The sequence below is a fragment of the Cellulomonas marina genome, from assembly GCF_900111925.1.
Taxonomy (GTDB): Bacteria; Actinomycetota; Actinomycetes; order Actinomycetales; family Cellulomonadaceae; genus Cellulomonas; species Cellulomonas marina.
Genome location: NZ_FOKA01000009.1, coordinates 117,885 through 137,900 on the forward strand (window position 1 = coordinate 117,885; position 20,016 = coordinate 137,900).

General features: G+C 75.9%; 22 protein-coding genes and 1 pseudogene. 10 read left to right on the plus strand and 13 right to left on the minus strand.

Annotated elements, in window-relative coordinates; genetic code table 11:
* The first annotated feature begins 13 nt into the window (after nt 1–13).
* The 5 genes from BM048_RS11160 (at nt 14) to BM048_RS11180 (ending at nt 4,368) form a co-directional block, all read left to right on the plus strand.
* Nucleotides 14–1,072 carry an L-idonate 5-dehydrogenase gene (locus BM048_RS11160; protein WP_090033137.1) on the plus strand — a complete coding sequence of 353 codons (1,059 nt, stop codon included), beginning with the start codon at nt 14–16 and terminating at the stop codon, nt 1,070–1,072.
* Nucleotides 1,069–2,607: a gluconokinase gene (locus BM048_RS11165; protein ID WP_090033244.1), complete on the plus strand. Its 1,539-nt coding sequence runs from the start codon at nt 1,069–1,071 to the stop codon at nt 2,605–2,607. The genes BM048_RS11160 and BM048_RS11165 overlap by 4 nt, the downstream gene beginning before the upstream one ends.
* A 66-nt stretch (nt 2,608–2,673) precedes the next feature.
* Nucleotides 2,674–3,570, plus strand: coding sequence for a DMT family transporter (locus BM048_RS11170; RefSeq protein WP_203708736.1), 897 nt, complete (start codon nt 2,674–2,676; stop codon nt 3,568–3,570).
* Between the two features lie 10 nt (nt 3,571–3,580).
* A complete protein-coding gene (locus BM048_RS11175; protein WP_090033138.1) occupies nt 3,581–3,904 on the plus strand; it encodes a putative quinol monooxygenase in 324 nt (107 codons plus the stop codon).
* Nucleotides 3,901–4,368, plus strand: coding sequence for a hypothetical protein (locus BM048_RS11180; RefSeq protein ID WP_090033140.1), 468 nt, complete (start codon nt 3,901–3,903; stop codon nt 4,366–4,368). Before BM048_RS11175 ends, BM048_RS11180 begins: the two co-directional genes overlap by 4 nt.
* Nucleotides 4,369–4,383: 15 nt before the next feature.
* On the opposite strand, the gene BM048_RS11185 is transcribed toward BM048_RS11180, so the two are convergent.
* The 4 genes from BM048_RS11185 to BM048_RS11200 all read right to left on the minus strand — a co-directional run bounded on the left by BM048_RS11185 (nt 4,384) and on the right by BM048_RS11200 (nt 6,081).
* Nucleotides 4,384–4,698, minus strand: coding sequence for a hypothetical protein (locus BM048_RS11185; RefSeq protein WP_090033142.1), 315 nt, complete (start codon nt 4,696–4,698; stop codon nt 4,384–4,386).
* The gene (locus tag BM048_RS11190; RefSeq protein ID WP_090033143.1) at nt 4,695–5,276 is read right to left on the minus strand and encodes a hypothetical protein; all 582 of its coding nucleotides are present in this window, start codon (nt 5,274–5,276) and stop codon (nt 4,695–4,697) included. The genes BM048_RS11185 and BM048_RS11190 overlap by 4 nt, the downstream gene beginning before the upstream one ends.
* Nucleotides 5,273–5,620: a hypothetical protein gene (locus BM048_RS11195; protein ID WP_090033145.1), complete on the minus strand. Its 348-nt coding sequence runs from the start codon at nt 5,618–5,620 to the stop codon at nt 5,273–5,275. Before BM048_RS11195 ends, BM048_RS11190 begins: the two co-directional genes overlap by 4 nt.
* 275 nt (nt 5,621–5,895) lie before the next feature.
* Nucleotides 5,896–6,081, minus strand: a complete 186-nt coding sequence (locus BM048_RS11200; protein ID WP_090033146.1) for a hypothetical protein — start codon at nt 6,079–6,081, stop codon at nt 5,896–5,898.
* Nucleotides 6,082–6,256: 175 nt separating this feature from the next.
* On the opposite strand from BM048_RS11200, the pseudogene BM048_RS19180 reads away from it, so the two are divergent.
* Nucleotides 6,257–6,571 (plus strand): annotated as a pseudogene (locus BM048_RS19180) (hypothetical protein); the annotation flags it as partial.
* Between the two features lie 50 nt (nt 6,572–6,621).
* Complete coding sequence (locus BM048_RS11210; RefSeq protein WP_090033147.1) at nt 6,622–7,221, plus strand: helix-turn-helix domain-containing protein; 600 nt, start codon at nt 6,622–6,624, stop codon at nt 7,219–7,221.
* 59 nt (nt 7,222–7,280) lie between these two features.
* On the opposite strand, the gene BM048_RS11215 is transcribed toward BM048_RS11210, so the two are convergent.
* The 7 genes from BM048_RS11215 to BM048_RS11245 all read right to left on the minus strand — a co-directional run bounded on the left by BM048_RS11215 (nt 7,281) and on the right by BM048_RS11245 (nt 12,794).
* Nucleotides 7,281–7,754: a DUF4396 domain-containing protein gene (locus BM048_RS11215; protein ID WP_090033149.1), complete on the minus strand. Its 474-nt coding sequence runs from the start codon at nt 7,752–7,754 to the stop codon at nt 7,281–7,283.
* A gap of 3 nt (nt 7,755–7,757) precedes the next feature.
* Nucleotides 7,758–8,627: an alpha/beta hydrolase gene (locus BM048_RS11220; RefSeq protein WP_090033151.1), complete on the minus strand. Its 870-nt coding sequence runs from the start codon at nt 8,625–8,627 to the stop codon at nt 7,758–7,760.
* A gap of 157 nt (nt 8,628–8,784) precedes the next feature.
* Complete coding sequence (locus tag BM048_RS11225) at nt 8,785–9,636, minus strand: DUF4394 domain-containing protein (RefSeq protein ID WP_090033152.1); 852 nt, start codon at nt 9,634–9,636, stop codon at nt 8,785–8,787.
* 137 nt (nt 9,637–9,773) lie between these two features.
* Nucleotides 9,774–10,115: a YciI family protein gene (locus tag BM048_RS11230; RefSeq protein WP_090033154.1), complete on the minus strand. Its 342-nt coding sequence runs from the start codon at nt 10,113–10,115 to the stop codon at nt 9,774–9,776.
* Nucleotides 10,116–10,183: 68 nt separating this feature from the next.
* A complete protein-coding gene (locus BM048_RS11235; RefSeq protein ID WP_090033155.1) occupies nt 10,184–10,714 on the minus strand; it encodes a hypothetical protein in 531 nt (176 codons plus the stop codon).
* Nucleotides 10,711–11,856, minus strand: a complete 1,146-nt coding sequence (locus BM048_RS11240; protein WP_090033158.1) for a geranylgeranyl reductase family protein — start codon at nt 11,854–11,856, stop codon at nt 10,711–10,713. Before BM048_RS11240 ends, BM048_RS11235 begins: the two co-directional genes overlap by 4 nt.
* A gap of 14 nt (nt 11,857–11,870) precedes the next feature.
* Nucleotides 11,871–12,794: an NHL repeat-containing protein gene (locus BM048_RS11245; protein WP_090033247.1), complete on the minus strand. Its 924-nt coding sequence runs from the start codon at nt 12,792–12,794 to the stop codon at nt 11,871–11,873.
* Nucleotides 12,795–12,934: 140 nt separating this feature from the next.
* Here BM048_RS11245 and purL point away from each other — a divergent pair, with 140 nt between their 5' ends.
* From purL to BM048_RS11260, 3 genes are all read left to right on the plus strand, one after another.
* On the plus strand, nt 12,935–15,328 hold the full coding sequence (purL, locus tag BM048_RS11250; RefSeq protein WP_090033160.1) for a phosphoribosylformylglycinamidine synthase subunit PurL: 2,394 nt from the start codon (nt 12,935–12,937) through the stop codon (nt 15,326–15,328).
* 132 nt (nt 15,329–15,460) lie between these two features.
* A complete protein-coding gene (locus tag BM048_RS11255) occupies nt 15,461–16,999 on the plus strand; it encodes a ribonuclease catalytic domain-containing protein (protein WP_090033161.1) in 1,539 nt (512 codons plus the stop codon).
* Nucleotides 17,000–17,054: 55 nt separating this feature from the next.
* The gene (locus tag BM048_RS11260) at nt 17,055–18,146 is read left to right on the plus strand and encodes a fatty acid desaturase family protein (protein WP_090033163.1); all 1,092 of its coding nucleotides are present in this window, start codon (nt 17,055–17,057) and stop codon (nt 18,144–18,146) included.
* On the opposite strand, the gene BM048_RS11265 is transcribed toward BM048_RS11260, so the two are convergent.
* Nucleotides 18,118–19,149 carry a hypothetical protein gene (locus BM048_RS11265; protein WP_175499513.1) on the minus strand — a complete coding sequence of 344 codons (1,032 nt, stop codon included), beginning with the start codon at nt 19,147–19,149 and terminating at the stop codon, nt 18,118–18,120. The two genes, BM048_RS11260 and BM048_RS11265, sit on opposite strands and share 29 nt — an antisense overlap.
* On the minus strand, nt 19,146–19,997 hold the full coding sequence (locus BM048_RS11270) for a MerR family transcriptional regulator (RefSeq protein ID WP_090033164.1): 852 nt from the start codon (nt 19,995–19,997) through the stop codon (nt 19,146–19,148). Before BM048_RS11270 ends, BM048_RS11265 begins: the two co-directional genes overlap by 4 nt.
* Between the last annotated feature and the right edge of the window lie 19 nt (nt 19,998–20,016).

Genomic DNA, 20,016 nt, shown 5'->3' on the forward strand with positions numbered 1-20,016 from the left:
AGGAGGTGGCGCCGTGCGCGCCCTGGTGATCCACGGCAAGGACGACCTGCGGGTCGAGGAGGTGCCCACGCCCGAGGCGGGCGAGGGCCAGGTCCGGCTCCGGATGGCGTACGGCGGCATCTGCGGCTCGGACCTGCACTACTGGGCGCACGGCGCCAACGGCGAGTTCGTCGTGCGGGAGCCGCTGGTGCCCGGGCACGAGGTCGTCGGGGTGGTCGAGACCGACCCGGCGGGGGAGCTGGCACCGGGCACGCCCGTGACGCTGCACCCGGCCACGTTCGGCACGTCGCAGCCGGGGGTCGAGGACGCGCCGCACCTGTGGCCGGGCGGTGCGTACCTCGGCAGCGCGTCGACGACCCCGCACACGCAGGGCGGCATGAGCGAGCTCCTCGTCGTGCGGCGGGACCAGGTGCGGGTGCTGCCGGCGGACCTGCCGCTGCGGCGCGCGGCGCTGGCCGAGCCCCTCGCGGTCGCGCTGCACGGCGTGGCGATGGCGGGCCTCGCGCTCGACGGGACACCGGTCGTCGAGGGGGCGCGGGTGCTCGTCTCCGGCTCCGGGCCGATCGGGCTGCTGGCCGTCGCGGCGGCGCTGGCGCGGGGCGCGGCGGAGGTCGTCGCCACCGACGTGCTGACCGGGCCCCTGGAGCGGGCACGGGCGGTGGGCGCGGCGTCGACGCTGCAGGTGGGCGTCGACGAGGTGCCGGCGGGCGCGTTCGACCTCGTGCTCGAGTGCTCCGGCGTGCCGGCGGCGGTCAGCACCGCGCTCGCGGCGGTGCGCCGGCGCGGGACCGTCGTGCAGGTCGGCATGGTGCCGAACGAGCCCCGGCCGGTGAACCTCGCGCCGTTCATCTCCAAGGAGGCGACGGTCCGCGGCTCCTTCCGCTTCCTCGACGAGGTCGACGAGGCCGTGCGCCTCCTGGCCGCCGAGCCCGGCATCGGGTCCGTCGTGACGCACGTGCTGCCCGCCGACGACGCCGTGGTCGCGTTCCGCACCGCCGCCGACTCCACGGTCAGCGGCAAGGTGCTCGTCGACCTGTGGGGCGGGGACCCGGCCGCGGGGGCGGCCGCGTGAGCGGTGGGGCGGGCGCCGCGGACCTCGTCCTCGGCGTCGACCTCGGCACGACGAGCACGAAGGTCGTCGCGTTCGACACCGCCGGCACCCTCGTCGCGAGCGCGTCCCACGGCTACCCGTTGGAGGAGCCGCACCCCGGCCACGCGGTGCAGGACCCCGACCTCATCCTCGCGGCCGTGCACGCGGCGCTGCGGGACGTGGTCATGGAGGTCGGTGCCGAGCGGGTGGCCGCGCTGTCCTTCAGCTCCGCGATGCACAGCGTGCTGGGGCTGTCCCCGACGCTCGAGCCCCTCACCGAGGTGGTCACCTGGGGCGACACCCGCGCCGCGGCCCAGGCCGAGCGGCTGCGGTCGGCGCCGGGCGGGCTCGCCCTGCACCGCCGGACGGGGACCCCTCTGCACCCGATGTCCCCGCTGCCGAAGATCGTCTGGTTCCACGAGCAGGAGCCGAAGCTGTGCGAGCGCGTCGGCTTCTGGGTGGGCATCAAGGAGTACGTGCTGCTGCGGCTGTGCGGGGCGCTCGTCGTCGACCACTCCATCGCCAGCGCGACCGGTCTCATGGAGATGGCGACGCTCGCATGGGACGCCGAGGCGCTGGCGCTCGCGGGGATCACCGCGGAGCAGCTCCCGGAGATCGTCCCGACGACGCACGTGCTGACGGGGCTGACGGAGGCGGGGGCGGCGGCGACGGGGCTGCCGGCGGACACGCGCGTCGTCGTCGGGGCGGCCGACGGGCCGCTGGCGAACCTCGGCGTCGGGGCCGTGCGTCCCGGGGTCGCGGCGTGCTCGCTGGGGACGAGCGGGGCGCTGCGGGTCGTCGTCGACCGCCCGGCCGTCGACCCGCTGGGCGGGGTGTTCTGCTACGCGCTCACGCCGACGCGCTGGGTCGTCGGCGGGGCGATCAACAACGGCGGCGTCGTCATGGGCTGGGCCCGGGACACCCTCGCGCCCGACGCCGACGACGAGACGGAGCTGCTCGCGCTGGCCGAGGGGGTCCCGGTCGGGGCCGGCGGTCTGCTCATGCTGCCGTACCTGCTGAGCGAGCGGGCGCCGCACTGGAGCTCGCTGCCCAAGGGTGTCTTCGTCGGGCTGACGCGGTCCCACGGGCGCGAGCACCTGGTCCGCGCGGCCGTCGAGGGCGTGTGCCTGCAGCTCGCGACCGTGCTGGACGCCATGCGGGCCGCCGGCTTCGAGGTGTCGGAGGTGCGCGCCACCGGCGGGGTCATGCGCAGCGGCCTGTGGCGGCAGACCCTGGCCGACGCGTTCGGCATGGACGTGCAGCTCGCCGAGGGGCAGGAGGGCTCCGGCTTCGGGGCCGCGCTGCTGGGCATGGAGGCGATCGGGCTCGTGGAGAGCATCGACGTCGTGGCGGACATGGTGGAGGTGACGACGACCGTGCGGCCGCGTCCGGCGGCCGCCGCCGTGTACCGGTCACTGCTGCCGGTGTTCACCGGGCTGTACGACGCGCTGGTGCCGACGTTCACGTCCCTGCGGCGGCTCGCGCCGTCGCTGCCGCTGGAGGCCGACGGGTCCTGAGCCGTGCCCGCGTCCGATCTGGACGCGTCACCCTCGTCGGGAACGGTCGGGGCAGGATCACGAGACGTGCGACGAGCGGTGGCGGTGGGGGCGACGGCGATGGTGTTCGTGGGCGGCAGCGCGGCGGTCTCCGGGGTGCTGACGGACGCGCCGCTCGCGACGGCGCAGGCGCTGCGCTACCTCGTGGCGTGCGTGCTGCTGGTCCTCGTCGCGCGGGCCGGCGGGCACGCGCTGCACCGGCCGCGCGGGGCGGAGTGGGCGTGGCTGGCCGGGGTCGCCGGCGCAGGGCTGCTGCTGTTCAACGTGGCGCTCGTGCGCGGGGCCGAGCACGCCGAGCCGGCGGTGTTCGGGGTGGCGGTGGCGGGGGTGCCGCTGGTCCTGGCGATCGCGGGGCCGCTGCAGGAGGGGCGCCGGCCGCGGCGGGCCGTGGTGGTCGCGGCGCTGCTGGTCACCGCGGGCGCGGCGCTGGTGCAGGGGTTCGGGCGCAGCGACCTGACGGGTCTGCTGTGGGCGGTCGTCGTGCTGCTGTGCGAGGTCGGGTTCACCCTGCTGGCCGTCCCCGTGCTGCGGCGGCACGGGCCGTGGGGCGTCTCGGTGCACACGACCTGGATGGCGACCGCGGGCTTCGCGCTGGCCGCGGTCCTGGGGCTCGGCGGCCGCGGGGAGGGTCCCGGCGCGGTGACGCGGCTGGCGGTCGACGACCTGCTCGCGGTGGCGTTCCTGGCGGTGGCCGTCACCGCCGTCGCGTTCGTGCTCTGGTACTCCTGCGTGCGTGCCCTCGGGTCGGCGCGGGCCGGCCTCCTGACCGGCGTCGCCCCGGTCGCGGCGGCCGCCACCGGCATCGCGCTGGGCGGTCCGGTCCCGGCACCGCCGGTGTGGGCGGGCGTGCTCGTCGTCGCCGCGGGCGTCGCCCTCGGCATGCGCGCCGCGGACGCCGACCGGCCGGCGCCCGTGGCCCCGTAAGGTGCGACGCATGTTCGCCATCGTCGTCCGCTTCGACCTGCCCGACGAGGCCGCCGCCGCGCGCTTCGACGCCCTCGTCGCCGAGATCGTCCCCGACATCCACGCGCAGGAGCCCGGCACGCTGGTCTACACGACCCACCGGGTCGACGACGCGCCGCTCTCGCGCCTGTTCTACGAGGTCTACCGCGACCGGGCGGCGCACGCCGCCCACGAGGCCCGCGCGGAGGTCGCCGCGTTCCTCGACGAGGTGCGCACGCTGGTGAGCGCGGTGCGCGTCGAGCACCTCGTGCCGGAGCACGGCGCCGAGGGCATCACCGCAGACGGCCCGGCGTGAGCACCCTCGACGAGGTCGGAGCGCGCGACGGCTGGCGCTGCTGGCTCTGCGACGAGCCGGTGGACCCCGACGCCTCCGTCAACGCCGACCTCGGCCCGAGCGTCGACAGCGGCGGGCTGCCGGCCGCCGGCGGGGGCAAGGCCAAGAAGGGGAAGAAGGCGGCCCCGGCCGTCGAGCGGCTGGCCCACCGCGCCTGCAACACCCGCAAGGGCGCGGTCCGCCCGGTCGTGCCGTGGGGCGCGGACCTGTTCGTCGTCGATCCGGCGCCCATCGTCGAGATCGTCGAGCGGCTGGGCCGCACGGGCGGCCGCGAGGTCGTCGCCCGCTGCCCGTCGCGCTCGGACGCCGACGAGGCCGCCGCCTGGCTGGTCGACCGCGTCTCACGCCTGGCCCCGGACCTGCCGGTCACCGCCGAGGTCACGCCCGGCGGCGGTCAGTTCCTCCTGGCTCTCCGCGCGGTCTGACGCCCCAACCGCGACTCATCGCGCCGCCACCGGCGCCCGGCGGACGTCGGTGGCCGGGAGCCAGGCCGCCCCCGTGTGCCGACGGGCGTCGGCCAGCCGGACGCGCACCCGGCTCGTCGTCCACTCCACCGCGACCGTCCGCACGGTCTCCTCCGGGTCCCGCTCCCACCGCAGCCGCGCCAGCACCGGCACGGGCTGCAGCACGTCGTGGTGCACGCCCGGCGGCACCGGCAGGGCGTTGAGCAGCCGCTGCGCCTTCTCCACGATGTCGGCCGAACCGGGGTTCGGCACGCGGTCGGGCGGGAAGGGGGAGCGGGCGCGCGTCGTCATGGACGCACCCTGGCACCGCCGTCCGACACGTCCTCCGCGAGCCCGAGCTGCGCGAGCAACCAGGCGACGTGCTCATCGTGGATGCCGAGCTCGACCGCCCCCGTAGGTGTGGTGAGCTCGAGCACCGCCAGATTCGGCCAGACCGTCCAGTCCCGCGGGCCGGTCCACCGGCCGGTCCTCCGGGCTGCGAGGACGGGCAGGTCGAGGGGCCCGCCGGCGAGCACCCCGAACCCGGCCTCCGTCAGCCCCAGCCGACCGGGTCCGGGTCGAGCGGTGAGCGTCTGCCACCGCGGATGCAGGCCCCGGTGCGCGCGGCCGCGGTCGCGGACCACGACCTCGGCGTGACCACGACGGACGCGGCGGCGCTGCAGCCGTCGCCGGGCGAGACCGCCGAGCGCCAGGCCGCCGAGGATGCCGAGCGCGCCGATCGCCGAGCTGAGGAAGGCGTCGAGCGGCGGCTCGCCGAACAGGGATCGCAGGCCCGTCCCCATGCCGCTCAGCAGTGCGACGGACACGACGAAGGTGATGACCTCGACCCGCCGACGCCCCGTCCTCGGGCGGAGGCGTGCGCCGATCACCGCGGCCAGCTGAGTCCCTGACGCCGGGCGCGCCGGCGCTCCAGCAGGACGAACGAGACCATGGACACCACCGCGGCCCCGATCAGGGCGAAGAGCCACCAGGGCGGGTCGTCGACGGCGCGCACCGCGAAGCCGGGCAGGGCGAGCACGACGGTGAGCACCAACGCCAGACGCGAGCTCGCCGGCATGTCCTTCCAGCGTGCGTGGTTCTGGTAGGAGGTGGGGTCCTTCGCCGCCGCGCGGCGGTCGTCCTGCTCCACCTCGGCGCGGAACCGCCACATGCCGACCGCCATCACCGCCAGCACCGCGCCGATGAGCACGGTCGCGATCACCAGACCGGTCATCGCCGGTTCCTCCGGGCGTACAGCACGGCGGCGATCACCACGACGACCATCACACCGATGAGTCCCACCGTGGGGGACAGGCTGCCCCCGGCCGTACCGGACATCGTTCGTGCCCTTCCCTCGACGAGCCGGCACGACACCGTGCTGGTCGTCGTCTTCCTACCGTGACGGGCGTCGCAGCGCACTGCGTGAGCTACCCCTCGCCAGCGGCCGCCGACGTGCCGGACAGGCGAGCCAGACCGAGCCAAGAGGACCGCCGCCGCATCGGGCCGGCGTCAGGTGCCGATGTCGCGCCGGTCGAAGCCGAGGGCACCTAGGACGTAGGCCACGAGGGCGAGGCCGTACAGCAGGAGCTGGGGCGACGTGCCCGTGAAGCCGTGCCGCAGCGGCTCCGAGCCGTAGGCCCAGTGGAAGGCGGACACGTCCCGGAGCCAGGGCAGCGCCGCGATGTCGCTGAGCACGACGGCTGCGTGCGGCTGCTGCCCGTCCGAGGAGTCTACGGGGAGTCCCCGGGGGGCGGATGTGCTCGGTGTGCGAACCGGTGTGCTCGTCGTGCACGGGTCGACGTCGGCGCCCTCGTGGGAGCGCACCCACCGTCGGGACCATGAGGCGTTGGCTGCCCGTGGAGGTGTCGACATGACGGTCAACTGGAGCGCGTCGCACGTGGAGGCCGACGTGCGCGCGGAGGCGCTGCGCGAGACGGTCCGCCGGGCGGTCGTGCGCGTGGAGCTGGACCTCCCGCAGCGCCCCGAGCAGGTCCGCGCCGAGCTCTCGCTGACGGACCTGGGGCGGGTCCAGCTGTGCTCGGTCGCCGCGATGCCGACGACGGTGACACGGACGGCGCGCGCGGCACGCGAGGACGAGGAGCCCGCGCTCTTCCTGACGCTGCAGGGCGGGCGGGGCTCGCTGATGGTCCAGCACGGCCGCCACGCGGTCCTGGAGCCGGGGCAGTTCGCGGTGTACACGACGACCTCGCCCTACTCGCTGCTGTTCGACAGGGCGTGCAGGCGCACTTCTTCCGGTTCCCGCTGCGGGACCTCGCGCTCCCGGACGCGGTCGTCCGGAAGGTGTCGGCGCGCACGTTCGACGCCTCGGAGCCCCTGGCCGGGCTGGTCGCCTCGTACCTGCCACGGGTGGCGGTCAGCCCCGAGCTGCGCGACCTGGCGGTCGCGGACTCGCTGGCCCAGCCGACGGTCGAGCTGGTGCGCGCGGCCCTGCTGGCCGGCGCCGGGGAGGACCGGCGGACCAGGGACGCGCTGGAGCCGACCCTGGCGGCGCGGATCCTGGAGCACGTGCGGCGGCACCTGGGCGACCCGGACCTCGGCCCGGCCGGCATCGCGGCCGAACACCACATCTCGGTGCGGCACCTGTACGGGGTGCTGGCGGCCGCCGACGTCAGCCTCGGGAAGTGGATCCGGTCGGCCCGCCTCGAGGCGTGCCGGCGGGACCTCGCCGCGACGGCGGGAGCGGAGGGCCGGACGACCATCGCCGCGGTGGCCCGTCGGTGGGGGTTCGTCGACGCCTCCCACTTCAGCCGGGTCTTCCGCCAGGAGTACGGCATGTCGCCGCGGCAGTGGCGGGAGCTCCGAGCCCGGCGGTGAGGCGCCGAGCAGGGCCGCAGCGGCGCCGGCTGCGGCCCTGCTGCCCTGTCCCGTCGGGGTCAGGTGTGGTGCCCCCCGGCGTGCGGCACCAGCGCGTGGCCGCGACCCCGCGCGATGAGCAGGGCGTTGACGGGCAGGGTGACGACGAACGCGACGGCCAGGGCCACGGCCATGGCACCCCAGAACAGGGCCGTGGTCGGTCCCGCCGTGAGGCCGCCCGGGAGGACCGCGAGGACCAGGTTGTCGACGAGCTCCATCACGCTGATCGAGACCACCTCCGCCGCCGCGGCCACGCGGACGGCTCGTCGCCAGGGCAGTCCCAGGCGTGCGATCCGCACTGTGGCCAGCGCGATGCCGGCCACGAACGCCAGCGCCACGGACAGGGCGATCGTCGCGACCGGCGACCAGCCGGCGCCCTGCCCGATCGCCATGCCGGTCACCTCGCCGATCGTGCAGCCGAGCAGGCAGTGCAGCGTCGCCGAGCGGGCGGCGGTCCAGTCGGGTGCAGGACCCCGGACGGCGGTGCCGGCCACGGCTCAGGCCTCCGCGGCGACGCCGGCGCCAGCGACCAGGTGGGTCCGGACGAACTGCAGGGCGGTGTCGGCGACCTCCCGCCAGCCGTGGTCGATCGTCAGCGAGTGCCCCCGCCCGGCGAGCTCGACGAACTCCGTCGGCGACGGGTTGCGACGCTGCCGGACGAACGCGGCGTGGGCGACCGCGTGCGGGATGGTGTGGTCCTTCTCCCCGGACACGATCAGCAGCGGGCCCCGGTCGGGCGCCGCGACGTCCAGCTTCGTCTCGCTGAAGGGGTTCAGGTTCGCCGCCACGGCCTGGAAGATCGGGACGCCGGCGGCGGCGACGTGGAACTCGTCGTAGAGCGCGCGGGCCTCGTCCTCCTCCAGGGCGTTGGCCCAGCCGTACCGGTACTGCTCGAAGGTGAGGGTGACCGCCCGGTGCAGGTTCGCCGGGTTGCCTACGACCGCGGCGCTGGAGCGCAGCGAGGAGACCGGCACCGGGAGCACCCCGCGGAACGGGGCCGGGACTATCGCCACCGTGGCAGCGCTGACGCCCTGCGCCGCGAGCTTCTGCACGACGAGACCGCCGAAGGAGTGCCCGACCAGCGCGGGGCGTCCCGACAGGGCCGCGACCGCCTCGACGTAGTGGTCGGTGACCTCGCCGACCATCTTGTCCGTGAAGACCTCGGGGTGGGCGCGCGCCTCCTCGACGGTGGCCGGGTCGTCGGGCCACCCGGGCGCGATGGTCGCGTACCCGGCGGCCTCGTAGACGGCGCGCCACCGGTCCCAGCTGCTCGAGAGCAGCCACAGCCCGCGCACCAGCACGATGCACGGCCGCCCGGAGGCGTTGGCGCGGTCGATGTCGTCATGTTCCTGCGCAGTGAGTCCCATGCCGGCGGACCCAGGAACGGCCGCCGACGGGCGGTGGTCCCCCTGTGCGGAGCGGTGTGCCGCTCGTGCACACCGCTCCTGGCAGTGCGTCGTCCTCGCCGACGCGGGGACGGGGGCCGGTCGTCGTCGGCTCCCCGTCCTCACGTGTCCTGCGGTGTCAGCGCGTCGTGGGCACCGCGATGTCGACGACGGCCGGGCGCGTCCCGATCGTGCCCGTGGAGCCCGGGACCACCGCGCCGGTCGTCAGGTCCACGACGGACAGGGTCGCGCGGCCGCGGTCGACGACGGAGACCAGCGCGGTGTTCGACGTGCCGCGCGTGGCGATGTCGAAGCCGACCTCCGCGCCCACGGGGAGCCCGAGCCCGTCGCCGACCGGCACGAGGCCGCCCGCGTTCGGCGGGTCCTGCAGCAGCAGGGCGTCGTCGGCGGCCGAGATGTCGTAGAGCCTGGTGCCGGTGGCCGCGTCGGTGTCGCTGTTCGTGTAGGCCGCCCCGACGACCTGGCGCCCGCCCGGGGTGAGGGCACCGTCGACGAACGTGGTCCCGGTGGCACCCGCGGCGCGGTCGGACAGCAGGATGCGCAGGTTCTGGTCGGCATCGCTCACGACGCGCAGCGCGTCAGCGGCCGGGTTGAGGTCGACCCCGAAGGCCCCGCCGGCCAGCAGGACCTGCGTGCCGTCCAGGCCGAGCAGCGGGGTGGACGAGGGGACCGCACCCGTGCTGTCGTCGATGACGACGAGGCGGCCGGCACCGTCGTCGCCGCGCACGACCCCGACGAGCCCGCCCGTGGCGGGGCGGTAGTCGATGCCGAGCAGCTCGCCCTTCAGGCCGGTCACCTTGACCGTGCTCGTGACGTGCTCGGGCGATCCGGCCAGGAACGTGACGAGCCGGCCGTTCTGTGTCAGGCCGGTCACCTCGATCCCCTCGTGCGCGGCCTGGGCGGGGCCGGCAGCCAGGACCCCGACGAGCAGGGCACCGGCGAGGGACAGGGCGGGGACGGTCGGGCGCATGGCGAACCTCCGGGTCGTGCCGGCCGTCGTCGGCCGGCGGGGGTGCGCAGCAGGTGCTGCCGGCCCTGGTTCGGAGCACCGACCGGGACGGATGGGACGAACGGCGCGCAGGTCGACGAGGTGCCGGGCGTCGCGAGCTAACTCTCCGGGTCGTGCTGGAAGGCGCGGACCTCCTGCGCGCAGCGGCAGGAGGCGGCGATCTTCGCGGCCCACTTCAGCGCCGCGTCGTAGGACGGCAGCTCGAGGACGGTGTAGCCGCCCTCGAGGCGCTGCGTCTGCGGGTAGGTCCCCGGCGTGACGGTGCCGTCGGCAGCGACCATCACGGGCGGGATGCTCTCGTCGATGCCACCGCCGAAGACCCAGACGCCGGCCTCCTTCGCCTCGCGGACCACCGCGTGCGAGGCGTCGACGACCGCTTGGAACTCGCCGTCGGGGATGTCCATCTCTCCGCTCGGGAACGAGATCAGGTACTTCGTCATCGGCGGTGCTCCTCGCGACGGTGTCCGGCGCCACCCATGGTGTCGTCGGGAGCGGCCTTGGTGCCAGGTCAGCGGCCGTCCTCGTCGTGCGGCATGTCGGCGAGCCCGTCCTGCAGCCACGGCACGTGCTCGGCCTCGAGGCCGACCGCCACGAGCCCGTCGTCGTCGGCGAGGAGCAGGGCCCGCGGCCGGGTCGTGACGAGACGGATCGACAGCGGCACGGGGGACGTGTCGGGTGTGATCGACCGGGCGCTCACGGTGAAGGGCAGCGCCGACGGCCCGCCCAGCGGGGAGATGCGGACCGAGCCCCGCTGCCGGCGGAGCTCCGCGCTCTGCCAGGTCGTCGTGAGGCGCGAGTGGCTGCCGTCGGGCGTCCTGACCCAGGCGGCGACGTACCCGTCGACGTCGCGGTGGTGGACCGCCTCCCGGCGCCCCAGCCGTCGCATCACCGTGGCGTAGACGACCATGACCAGGGCGACGGCCACCGCGCTGAGGAGGGCTGCCGTCAGCGGCTCCCCACGGAGCAGGTCGAAGGCCGTCAGGAGCGCGACGACTCCGAGGAGCGGTCCGGCGGCGCGCGGCCACCGCCGACGTCTCATCCCGCCGGTCCTGGCAGGACGGCGCGCACGATCGCCGTGAGGGTGCGTCGCGTCAGGCGGCCTTCTGCCAGGGCCAGCTCGACGAGGTCGTCGAAGACGTGCTGGTCGCGGGCGGCGGCGCGGACAGCGGCGCGCAGGAGCGGTGGGGCGGCGACGAGACGCGCGGCTGCGGCGGTGTCACGGGCGTGCGCGGCCAGGAGGCGACGGAGCTCGCGGCGGTACGGGCGCGCCGGGGCGTGCGGGGACGTCGCGGCGGCGCGGCCCGCGGCGGCGCCGCTCATCAGCGCGTAGGCGATGCCCTCACCGCTGACGGGGTTGACGAGGGCGGCGGCGTCGCCGGCCAGCAGCACGCGGCCCGACGACGGGTGGCGCAGCCGTGCCGGCATGAGGGGGAGGTGGGCGCCCCGCCAGTCGCAGGCGTCGTCGGTCCTGCCCGGGAGGAGGTCGGCGGCGCGGGCGACGAGCTGCGCGCGCCCCGGGGCCGGCACGGGTGCGCCGCGCCGGCCGGAGGCCAGCAGCTCGCCGTAGCCGACGTTGCTCAGGCCGTCGCCACGGTCGAAGGCCCAGGCGTAGGACAGCGAACGGCCCGGGACGAACCGGATGATTTGGCGGCCCTCCTGGCCCGGCGGCGTCGGGGCGTAGGCGCGGACGGCGAGCGCGCGCCGATGGTGCCCCGGCGGCGCCAGCGCTGACCGGATCGCCGAGTGCACCCCGTCCGCCCCGACGACGACCCGCGCGCGGACGGTCTCGTCGAGCACCACGCTCCCCGGGGTCGTGCGGACGGCGCGCACGCGGTGGCGGCGCAGGACCGCCCCGGCGTCGACGGCCGCGGCGACGAGACGGGTGTCGAGCACGCGCCGCGGCACCACCCACGCCGGGCGGGCCATCTCGCGGTCGACGACCGCGTCGCCCGCCTCCAGCCGCAGGTGTGTCACGGTGTGCCGGTCGTCGAGCAGGCCGGTGACCCCGAGGTCGGCGAGGACGTCCAGCGCGTGCGGGGCGATGCCGTCGCCGCACGCCTTGTCGCGCGGGAAGTCCGCACGGTCGAGCAGCAGCACGCGCGCGCCGGGGCGGGCACGCAGAGCGCCCAGCGCGGCGGCGGCCCCCGCCGGGCCCGCCCCGACGACGACGAGGTCCCACACGTCAGCCCCGCACGTCAGCGCAGCGCCACCTGGACGACGTCGTAGTCGACGTCCGGCCCGGGCGGCGTGCCGAAACGGGCGTTGACCGCCCACAGCCGTCCGGCGGCGAAGGCGATGGTCGTGGGCACGCGGAAGTCGGGGTCGGTGAGCACCGGACCGACTGTCCCGGTGCGCAGGTCGGCCGACAGCCGCACCGGCGCGACCTGGTCGAGCTGGTTCTGCACGACGTACAGCGTGCGCCCGCGCAGCTCCAGGCCGTCGCCGTTGACGACCGTCGCGCCGCCGAGGTCCACGGTCGTGGCGGCGCCGGTGGTCGGGTCGACCGAGAACAGCAGGCCCGTGGCGGACTGCACGACGACCAGCCGGCCCTCCGGCGTGGCCACGATGCCGTTGGCGTTGAAGCCGTCGACGTAGACGAGGTCCCCGGTCAGGGGCAGCGTCGTGGCGGCTCCCTCGTCGGGCAGGGCTCCGCCCGCGCCCAGCGGCACGACCGCGAGCTGCGGGACCACCGAGTCCGTGACGTAGACCGTGCCGTCGGTGATGGCGACGTCGTTGAGGAAGCCCGCTCCCGGGAAGGAGTAGAGGGCCAGGAGCTCGCCCGACGAGGCGTCGTACGCACGGACCTCGCCGCTGGCGCCGCCCGCCATCCACAGCCGGTCGCGGCCTGCCTCGTACAGCACGCCCACCGCGGGAGCCCCCGCGCCCTCGACGAGCACCGCGCCCTCACCCGTGCGCAGGTCGCCGCGGTAGAGCGACCCGTCCGCGAGGGAGCCGACGTAGAAGGTCGTGCCGGGGCCGGCGTCGATGCCCTCCGGCTGGAAGCCGAGCGGCAGGGCGACGCGCTGGGGGAACGTCTCCGGCGGCGCGGCGGCCGCGCCGGTCGGGACCGTGGCCACCAGGGCCAGGACGAGGGTGACGAGCAGGGGTCGCACGCGCATGACGGGCCTCTCCATCGACGACAGCTCCGGCGGGCACGAGTGTGGCGGAGGGGTCCGACACGTGCGCGGGCGACGTCGTCGTCGTCCACAGGGACGGACGCGCCGCGGGGCCGTCACCCGCCCGTCGGTAGGCTGCCCCCGTGCCCGGACCCGTCCCCGCCCGCCCCGTCCACCCCGCCGACACGGTCGAGGCGGCCGCCGCCACGCCGGACCTCGCGCAGCCGTACGCCGAGCTCGGCCTCAAGGACGACGAGTACGCGCGCATCCGCGACCTGCTGGGCCGCCGCCCGACGGCCGCCGAGCTGGCGATGTACTCCGTCATGTGGTCCGAGCACTGCTCCTACAAGTCCTCGAAGAACCACCTGCGGCAGTTCGGCGAGAAGACGACGGACGCCATGCGCGAGCACCTGCTCGTCGGCATCGGGGAGAACGCCGGCGTCGTCGACATCGGCGACGGCTGGGCGGTGACGTTCAAGGTCGAGAGCCACAACCACCCCTCGTACGTCGAGCCGTACCAGGGCGCGGCCACGGGCGTCGGCGGGATCGTCCGCGACATCATCTCCATGGGCGCGCGGCCCGTCGCCGTCATGGACCAGCTCCGGTTCGGGGCCGTCGACCACCCCGACACGGCCCGCGTCGTGCACGGCGTCGTCTCGGGAGTGGGCGGCTACGGCAACTCCCTCGGCCTGCCCAACATCGGCGGCGAGCTCGTCTTCGACCCCTGCTACCAGGGCAATCCGCTGGTCAACGCGCTGTGCCTGGGCGTGCTGCGGCACGAGGACATCCACCTGGCCAACGCCTCCGGCGCGGGCAACCAGGTCGTCCTCTTCGGCGCGCGCACGGGCGGCGACGGCATCGGCGGCGCCTCGATCCTCGCCTCCGAGACCTTCGACGACACCAAGCCCTCCAAGCGCCCGTCGGTGCAGGTCGGCGACCCCTTCATGGAGAAGGTCCTCATCGAGTGCTGCCTCGAGCTGTTCGCGGCCGGGGTCGTCGAGGGCATCCAGGACCTCGGTGCGGCCGGCATCTCCTGCGCGACGAGCGAGCTCGCGAGCAACGGCGACGGCGGCATGCACGTCGACCTCGAGAAGGTCCTGCTGCGCGACCCCACGCTGACGGCCGGCGAGATCCTCATGTCGGAGTCGCAGGAGCGCATGATGGCCGTGGTCCGGCCGGACCAGCTCGACGCGTTCCTGGCGATCACCCGGAAGTGGGACGTGGAGACGGCCGTCATCGGCGAGGTCACCGGCACGGGCCGCCTCACCATCGACCACCACGGCCAGCGGATCGTCGACGTCGACCCGCGCTCGGTCGCGCACGAGGGTCCGGTCTACGACCGCCCCTACGCGCGACCCGCCTGGCAGGACGCCCTCGTCGCGGACACGGTCTCCGGCCCGGAGGGCGCCGCCCGCTACGCCCGTCCCTCGTCGCCCGACGAGCTGCGGGCCACGGTCCTGCGCCTGCTCGGGTCGCCCAACCTCGCCTCGCCGGCCTGGGTCACCGACCAGTACGACCGCTTCGTCCAGGGCAACACCGCGCTGGCGATGCCCGACGACGCCGGCGTGGTCCGCGTCGACGAGACGACGGGGCTCGGCGTCGCGCTGGCCACCGACGCCAACGGGCGCTACGCCAAGCTCGACCCGTACACGGGCGCCCAGCTCGCGCTCGCGGAGGCCTACCGCAACGTCGCGACCTCCGGCGCGCGACCCCTCGCGGTCACGGACTGCCTCAACTTCGGCAGTCCCGAGCACCCCGACACGATGTGGCAGCTCGTCGAGGCCATCCGCGGCCTGGCCGACGCCTGCGCCGAGCTCGAGGTGCCGGTCACGGGCGGCAACGTCTCCCTCTACAACGGGACCGGCGAGCCGGGTCGCATCGACTCCGCGATCCACCCGACGCCCGTCGTCGGCGTCCTCGGGGTGATCGACGACGTCGCCGAGGCCGTGCGCTCGGGCTGGACGGCCCCCGGGCAGGCCGTCTACCTGCTGGGCACCACGCGCGACGAGCTCGACGGCTCCGCGTGGGCCGACGTCGTGCACGGGCAGCTCGGTGGGGTGCCGCCGCGCGTGGACCTGCCCGCGGAGCGGCGGCTCGCGCAGGTGCTGGCCCACGCGGCGCGCGACGGCCTCGTGGACGCGGCGCACGACCTGTCGCAGGGCGGGCTCGCGCAGGCGCTCGTCGAGTCCTCGCTGCGGTACGGCGTGGGCGTGCAGGTCGACCTCGCGGGGCTGTGCGCGCGCGACGGGGTCGACCCGTTCGTCGCGCTGTTCTCCGAGTCGACGGCCCGGGTCCTCGTCGCCGTCCCGCGCACCGAGGAGGTGCGCTTCACCGACCTGTGCGGTTCGCGCGGCGTGCCGGCCCTGCGGCTCGGCGAGACGGCCGAGACGTGCTCGGCGGGTGCGGGCACGCCGGTGGGCGCGGGCGACGGGGACCACGAGCACGTGCCGGCGGTCGAGGTGCAGGGGCTGTTCACGGTGCCGCTGGCCGAGGCCCGTGCCGTGTGGGAGGCGCCGCTGCGGGCAGCCTTCGCCTGAGCCGTCGGGGCGGCGGAACCGGTCCTGGCCGGCCGTGGACGCAATCGGCCGGTCGTGGATGCGACTGGCCGGTCGTGGACATGAGCGTTCGTCGCCGGGCCGACGGGCGCGCCCACCCCTAGTCTCGGTCGGGTGCCGACGTCCCGCGTCCGGCTGGCCACGGCGGCCGGTCACGAGCTCCTGGCGGCGTTGGGCGCGCTCCGCGCCGAGGTGGGCCTGCCCGAGCCGACCGGCACCGCGGGATTCAGCGCCGAGGCGCTCGCGCAGGCCGAGGGCGCGGCACGGGACCGCCTGCGGCCGGTGCCCGGGCGGCGCGCGCGGCGGCGGGACCGCACGGACCTGCCCCTGGTGACGATCGACCCGGTCGGCTCCCGCGACCTGGACCAGGCCGTCCACGTGGAGCCGCGCGCGCACGGCTGGCGCGTCCACTACGCCATCGCGGACCTGCCGGCGTTCGTGCGCCCGGGCTCCGCGCTCGACGAGGAGACGCGCGCCCGTGGGCTGACCGCCTACGGCCCCGACGGCCGGGTCCCGCTGCACCCCCGGGTGCTGTCGGAGGGCGCCGCGAGCCTCCTGCCCGGCGAGGACCGGCCGGCCGTGCTCTGGAGCATCGATCTCGACGTCGACGGTGGGCTGACGGAGGCGCTCGTCGAGCCCGTGCTCGTGCGCAGCCGCGCGCGCCTCTCGTACGACGAGGCGCAGGCCGCCCTCGACGCGGGCACCGCGGACGACCTGCTGCTCGCGCTGCGCCGCGTGGGGATGCTGCGGCAGGAGCAGGAGCGCGCCCGCGGTGGCGTCTCCCTCGACGTGCCGGAGCAGGAGGTCGTCGTCGGCGACGACGGGGCCTGGCACCTCCGCTTCCGCGCCCCGCTCCCGGTCGAGGGCTGGAACGCCCAGATCTCCCTGCTGACCGGCACCGCGGCGGCCGACCTCATGCTCGACGCGGGCGTGGGCGTGCTGCGCACCCTGCCGCCGGCCGACGGCCGCGACGTCGCGCGGCTGCGCCGGACCGCGGCGGCGCTCGGCGTGCCGTGGCCGGCGCGCGCGCCCTACGGCGAGGCGCTGCGGGCGGTGGACGCGGCGCAGCCCGCGCACCTCGCGTTCCTGCACGCGGCGACGTCGCTGTTCCGCGGCGCGGCCTACGCGGCCTTCGGCGGCGACGACGGCGCGGCCGCGCCGACGGGGGACGACGCCCGGCACGCGGCCATCGCCGCGCCGTACGCCCACGTCACGGCGCCGCTGCGCCGGCTCGTCGACCGGTACGGCACCGAGGCCTGCCTCGCGGCGTGCGCGGGCGCGCGGCCGCCGGACTGGGTGCGTGCGGCGCTGCCGGGCCTGCCGGCGCTCATGACCGCCGCCGGTCGTCGCGCGTCGGCGTACGACCGGGGCGTGCTGGACCTCGTCGAGGCGGCCGTGCTGGCACCGCAGGTCGGGCGCACCTTCCGCGGCGTGGTGGTGGACGTGGACGACGACGGCCGGCGCGGGCAGGCCGTCCTCCCCGCCCCGGCCGTCCGCGCACCGGTCGTCGCGGACGGGGACGGTGACGCGCTCGACCTGGGAGCGACGCTCGACCTGGTGCTGGCCGAGGCCGACCTGAGGGCGCGCCGCGTGCGCCTGACGGCCGCCGGGACGCCCGCGCAGGCCGGTCGGCTACGCTCCCCAGGCTCGTGACCACGACCGTGGTGACGGGCGACGACCGCGACGAGACCTGAGGGGACGCCCTGCCATGGACGCCACGATGGACGCCACGAACACCCGGGTCCGGGACGCCGCCCGCCGCCAGGTGAGCGACTTCACCGAGCTGGCCGAGCGGGTGCAGTCCGCCGGGCTCATGCGCCGCCGGTACGGCTACTACTGGACGCGGTTCGTCGTGCTGACGGGGCTGCTGGCCGGCCTCGTCGCCGCCGTCGTGCTCATCGGGCACTCCTGGTGGCAGCTCGCGGTCGCCGCCGCGCTGGCCCTGGTGCTCGGTCAGGTCATGTTCCTCGGGCACGACGCCGCGCACCGGCAGATCTTCGCGTCGGGGCGGTGGAACGACTGGGCCAGCCTCGTCATCGCCAACCTCTACGCCGGGATGAGCTACGGCTGGTGGCAGCACAAGCACAGCCGCCACCACGCCAAGCCCAACCAGATCGGCGCCGACCCGGACGTGGAGATCAAGGCGATCCGCTTCCACCACGAGAGCGGCGGCGAGCCCCGCACCCGCCTGGGCGCCTGGCTGCGGGCCCGGCAGGGGTGGCTGTTCTTCCCGCTCCTGCTCCTCGAGGGCATCAGCCTGCACGCCTCGGGGATCAGGACGATCTTCGGCCGCGGGGCCGTCAAGCGCCGCGGGGTCGAGATCGCCTTCGTGACGGTCCGCCTCGGCGCGTACCTCGGCCTCGTCTTCGCGGTCATGCCGGTCGGGCTGGCGCTGGCGTTCCTCGGCGTGCAGCTCGGGCTGTTCGGCGTCTACATGGGCGCCGTCTTCGCGCCCAACCACAAGGGCATGCCGCTGGTGCCGCGTGACGCCCGGATCGACTTCCTGCGCCGGCAGGTCCTCATGAGCCGGAACGTGCGCGGGGGTCGGGTCATGGACCTCGCGATGGGCGGCCTCAACTACCAGGTGGAGCACCACCTCTTCCCGTCGATGGCCCGTCCGCACCTGCGCCGCGTCCAGCCGATGGTGAAGGCGTTCTGCGCCGAGCGGGGTGTCACCTACACCGAGACGACCCTCCTCCAGTCCTGGGGAATCGTCGTGCGGCACCTGAACAAGGTCGGCCTGGCCGCGCGCGACCCGTTCCAGTGCCCCCTCACGCTGGACCTGCGCTCGGCTCGCTGAGGTCGCCGACCGCGTCCGCAGCCGTGGCGCCGCGCGGCCGACGGGATCCGGCGAGGACCGTGCATGCCGCCGTGGCGACCGCCGCCACGAGCACGGCGACGCCTACGACCGCCACGGCCCCGGCGGGTCGCACGACGCTCTGACCCGACAGCGCCTGCAAGGTCAGCACGCCCGTCAGGGCTCCCCAGGTCAGCGCACCCACGACGACGAGCCGCGTCCGCACCCGGAGGTCGCGCAGCGCGGGGACCCGGCGGGCGAGCAGCTCGAGCGCCAGCAGGCCGAGCGGCAGGCCCTGCAGCGCGTGCATCCCGACGAAGTGCGGCACCCGCAGGTCTCCGGCGACGGTGCTCCAGCCCAGAAAGGGCAGGCCCGGCCCGTCGTCGGGTGCGCCGACCGCGTGGGCCCCGACGACGCCCGTGAAGGAGGCCTGCTGCTCGGGCGTCGGCATCGTCATGAGCACCGCGACCGCCATGCCGACCAGCCCCAGCGCGACGGCCGACAGCAGGGCGACCCGGCGGGCGCGGTCGGTGCCCGGCGTCCGCAGCAGGGCGACGCCGACGACGGCCGTCATCAGCCAGACGACCGCGATCGACGCCCCCATGACCGACCACAGCGCCGCGGTCAGCGGGGTGGAGACGTTGAAGTGGCTCGTCGTCCCGGCGGCCGCGGCCCCGACGATGATCACCATCTCGACGACGAGGCCGAGGACCGCGGTCGTCGCCGCGCGGTCGGCCCACCGCCGGCCCCCCGACCCGGGCGGCAGCTGCCCGACGAGCCACGCGAGCGTGGCGGCGTAGAGCGCGATCGACAGCGCGAACTTCGTCGGCTTGGCCCATGCGGCGAGACCGGTGATCTCGCGAGGGTCGACGACGACGAGCACCGCCGTGACCGCGCCGAGGGCGGCCATGCCGACGGCGAGCGCCACGGACGGACGGTGCCAGGCCGCGGGACGCAGCCGCAGGTCCGGCGCCGGCAGCACGGCCGTGGCGGTCCCGCCGCTCATCGACCGGCTCCGGCCGTGCGCAGCTCCACGCCGCGGTCGGACGGGCGGCCGGCGCCCTCGTCGCCCGTCCTGTGGCCCGTCCTGTGGCCCGTCCTGTCGCCCGTCTTGTCGCCCGTCCTGTCGCCCGTCCTGTCGCCCGTCCTGTCGTCGGTGCTGCCGTCCGCGCCCCGGCCCTGCCCCCCGCCCGCGCTCCCCGTGACGATCCCCGACCCGGGCGGTGGATCGCCGCCGTACCGGCGGACCGACGCGTCCTCCTGGGCCATCCGCCGCAGCCCCGCCAGCAGCGTGTCGCCCAGCACGGTCCCGACCACGACGGTCTCGGCGGCACGGGAGCGGTCGCCGTCGGCCTGCACGACGGCCTCGACCGCGTCGAGGTCGGCCTCGGCCACGACCGCGGCCGCCCGCGCGTAGCGCTCGAGGCCGGCGGCGAGGTCGCCGCGGCCGACCCGCGCCCACCCGTCGAGGACCGCCGCGGCCGCCTCGAGCCCCGGGTTGTCGTCGTGCACCCGCCACCCGCGCGCGGTCGTCACCGCACGCACGCGGTCCCGGGCGGCGGCGGACGCCGGGGCCGCGGGCCGCGGCAGGGCGCCCTGCGCGACCCCGAGCACCTCGGCGAGCGGCAGCGCCGTGTCGTCGATGGCGTCGAGCACCCGACGGGCCGCGGCCAGGGAGAGCCCGCCGACGTCGACCAGCGAGCGGATCAGCACGAGACGGGCGACGTGGTCCTCGCCGTACTCCGTGCGGTTGTGACCCGTCCGCTCCGCCGGGGGCAGCAGGCCCTCCCGGACGTAGAACTTGACCAGCGGCGCGCTCACGCCGGTGCGGGTCGAGAGCTCGGAGATGCGCATGCCGATAGCCTGACTATCG

What these genes read in the sequence shown, in the direction of transcription:
- BM048_RS11195 (WP_090033145.1), bottom strand. Translation starts at nt 5,620, where the DNA reads ATGACCGGTCTGGTGATCGCGACCGTGCTCATCGGCGCGGTGCTGGCG.
- BM048_RS11225 (WP_090033152.1), bottom strand. Translation starts at nt 9,636, where the DNA reads ATGCGCCCGACCGTCCCCGCCCTGTCCCTCGCCGGTGCCCTGCTCGTC.
- BM048_RS11220 (WP_090033151.1), bottom strand. Translation starts at nt 8,627, where the DNA reads ATGGGACTCACTGCGCAGGAACATGACGACATCGACCGCGCCAACGCC.
- BM048_RS11175 (WP_090033138.1), top strand. Translation starts at nt 3,581, where the DNA reads ATGTTCGCCATCGTCGTCCGCTTCGACCTGCCCGACGAGGCCGCCGCC.
- BM048_RS11260 (WP_090033163.1), top strand. Translation starts at nt 17,055, where the DNA reads ATGGACGCCACGATGGACGCCACGAACACCCGGGTCCGGGACGCCGCC.
- BM048_RS11235 (WP_090033155.1), bottom strand. Translation starts at nt 10,714, where the DNA reads ATGAGACGTCGGCGGTGGCCGCGCGCCGCCGGACCGCTCCTCGGAGTC.
- BM048_RS11230 (WP_090033154.1), bottom strand. Translation starts at nt 10,115, where the DNA reads ATGACGAAGTACCTGATCTCGTTCCCGAGCGGAGAGATGGACATCCCC.
- BM048_RS11245 (WP_090033247.1), bottom strand. Translation starts at nt 12,794, where the DNA reads ATGCGCGTGCGACCCCTGCTCGTCACCCTCGTCCTGGCCCTGGTGGCC.
- BM048_RS11265 (WP_175499513.1), bottom strand. Translation starts at nt 19,149, where the DNA reads ATGAGCGGCGGGACCGCCACGGCCGTGCTGCCGGCGCCGGACCTGCGG.
- BM048_RS11185 (WP_090033142.1), bottom strand. Translation starts at nt 4,698, where the DNA reads ATGACGACGCGCGCCCGCTCCCCCTTCCCGCCCGACCGCGTGCCGAAC.
- BM048_RS11270 (WP_090033164.1), bottom strand. Translation starts at nt 19,997, where the DNA reads ATGCGCATCTCCGAGCTCTCGACCCGCACCGGCGTGAGCGCGCCGCTG.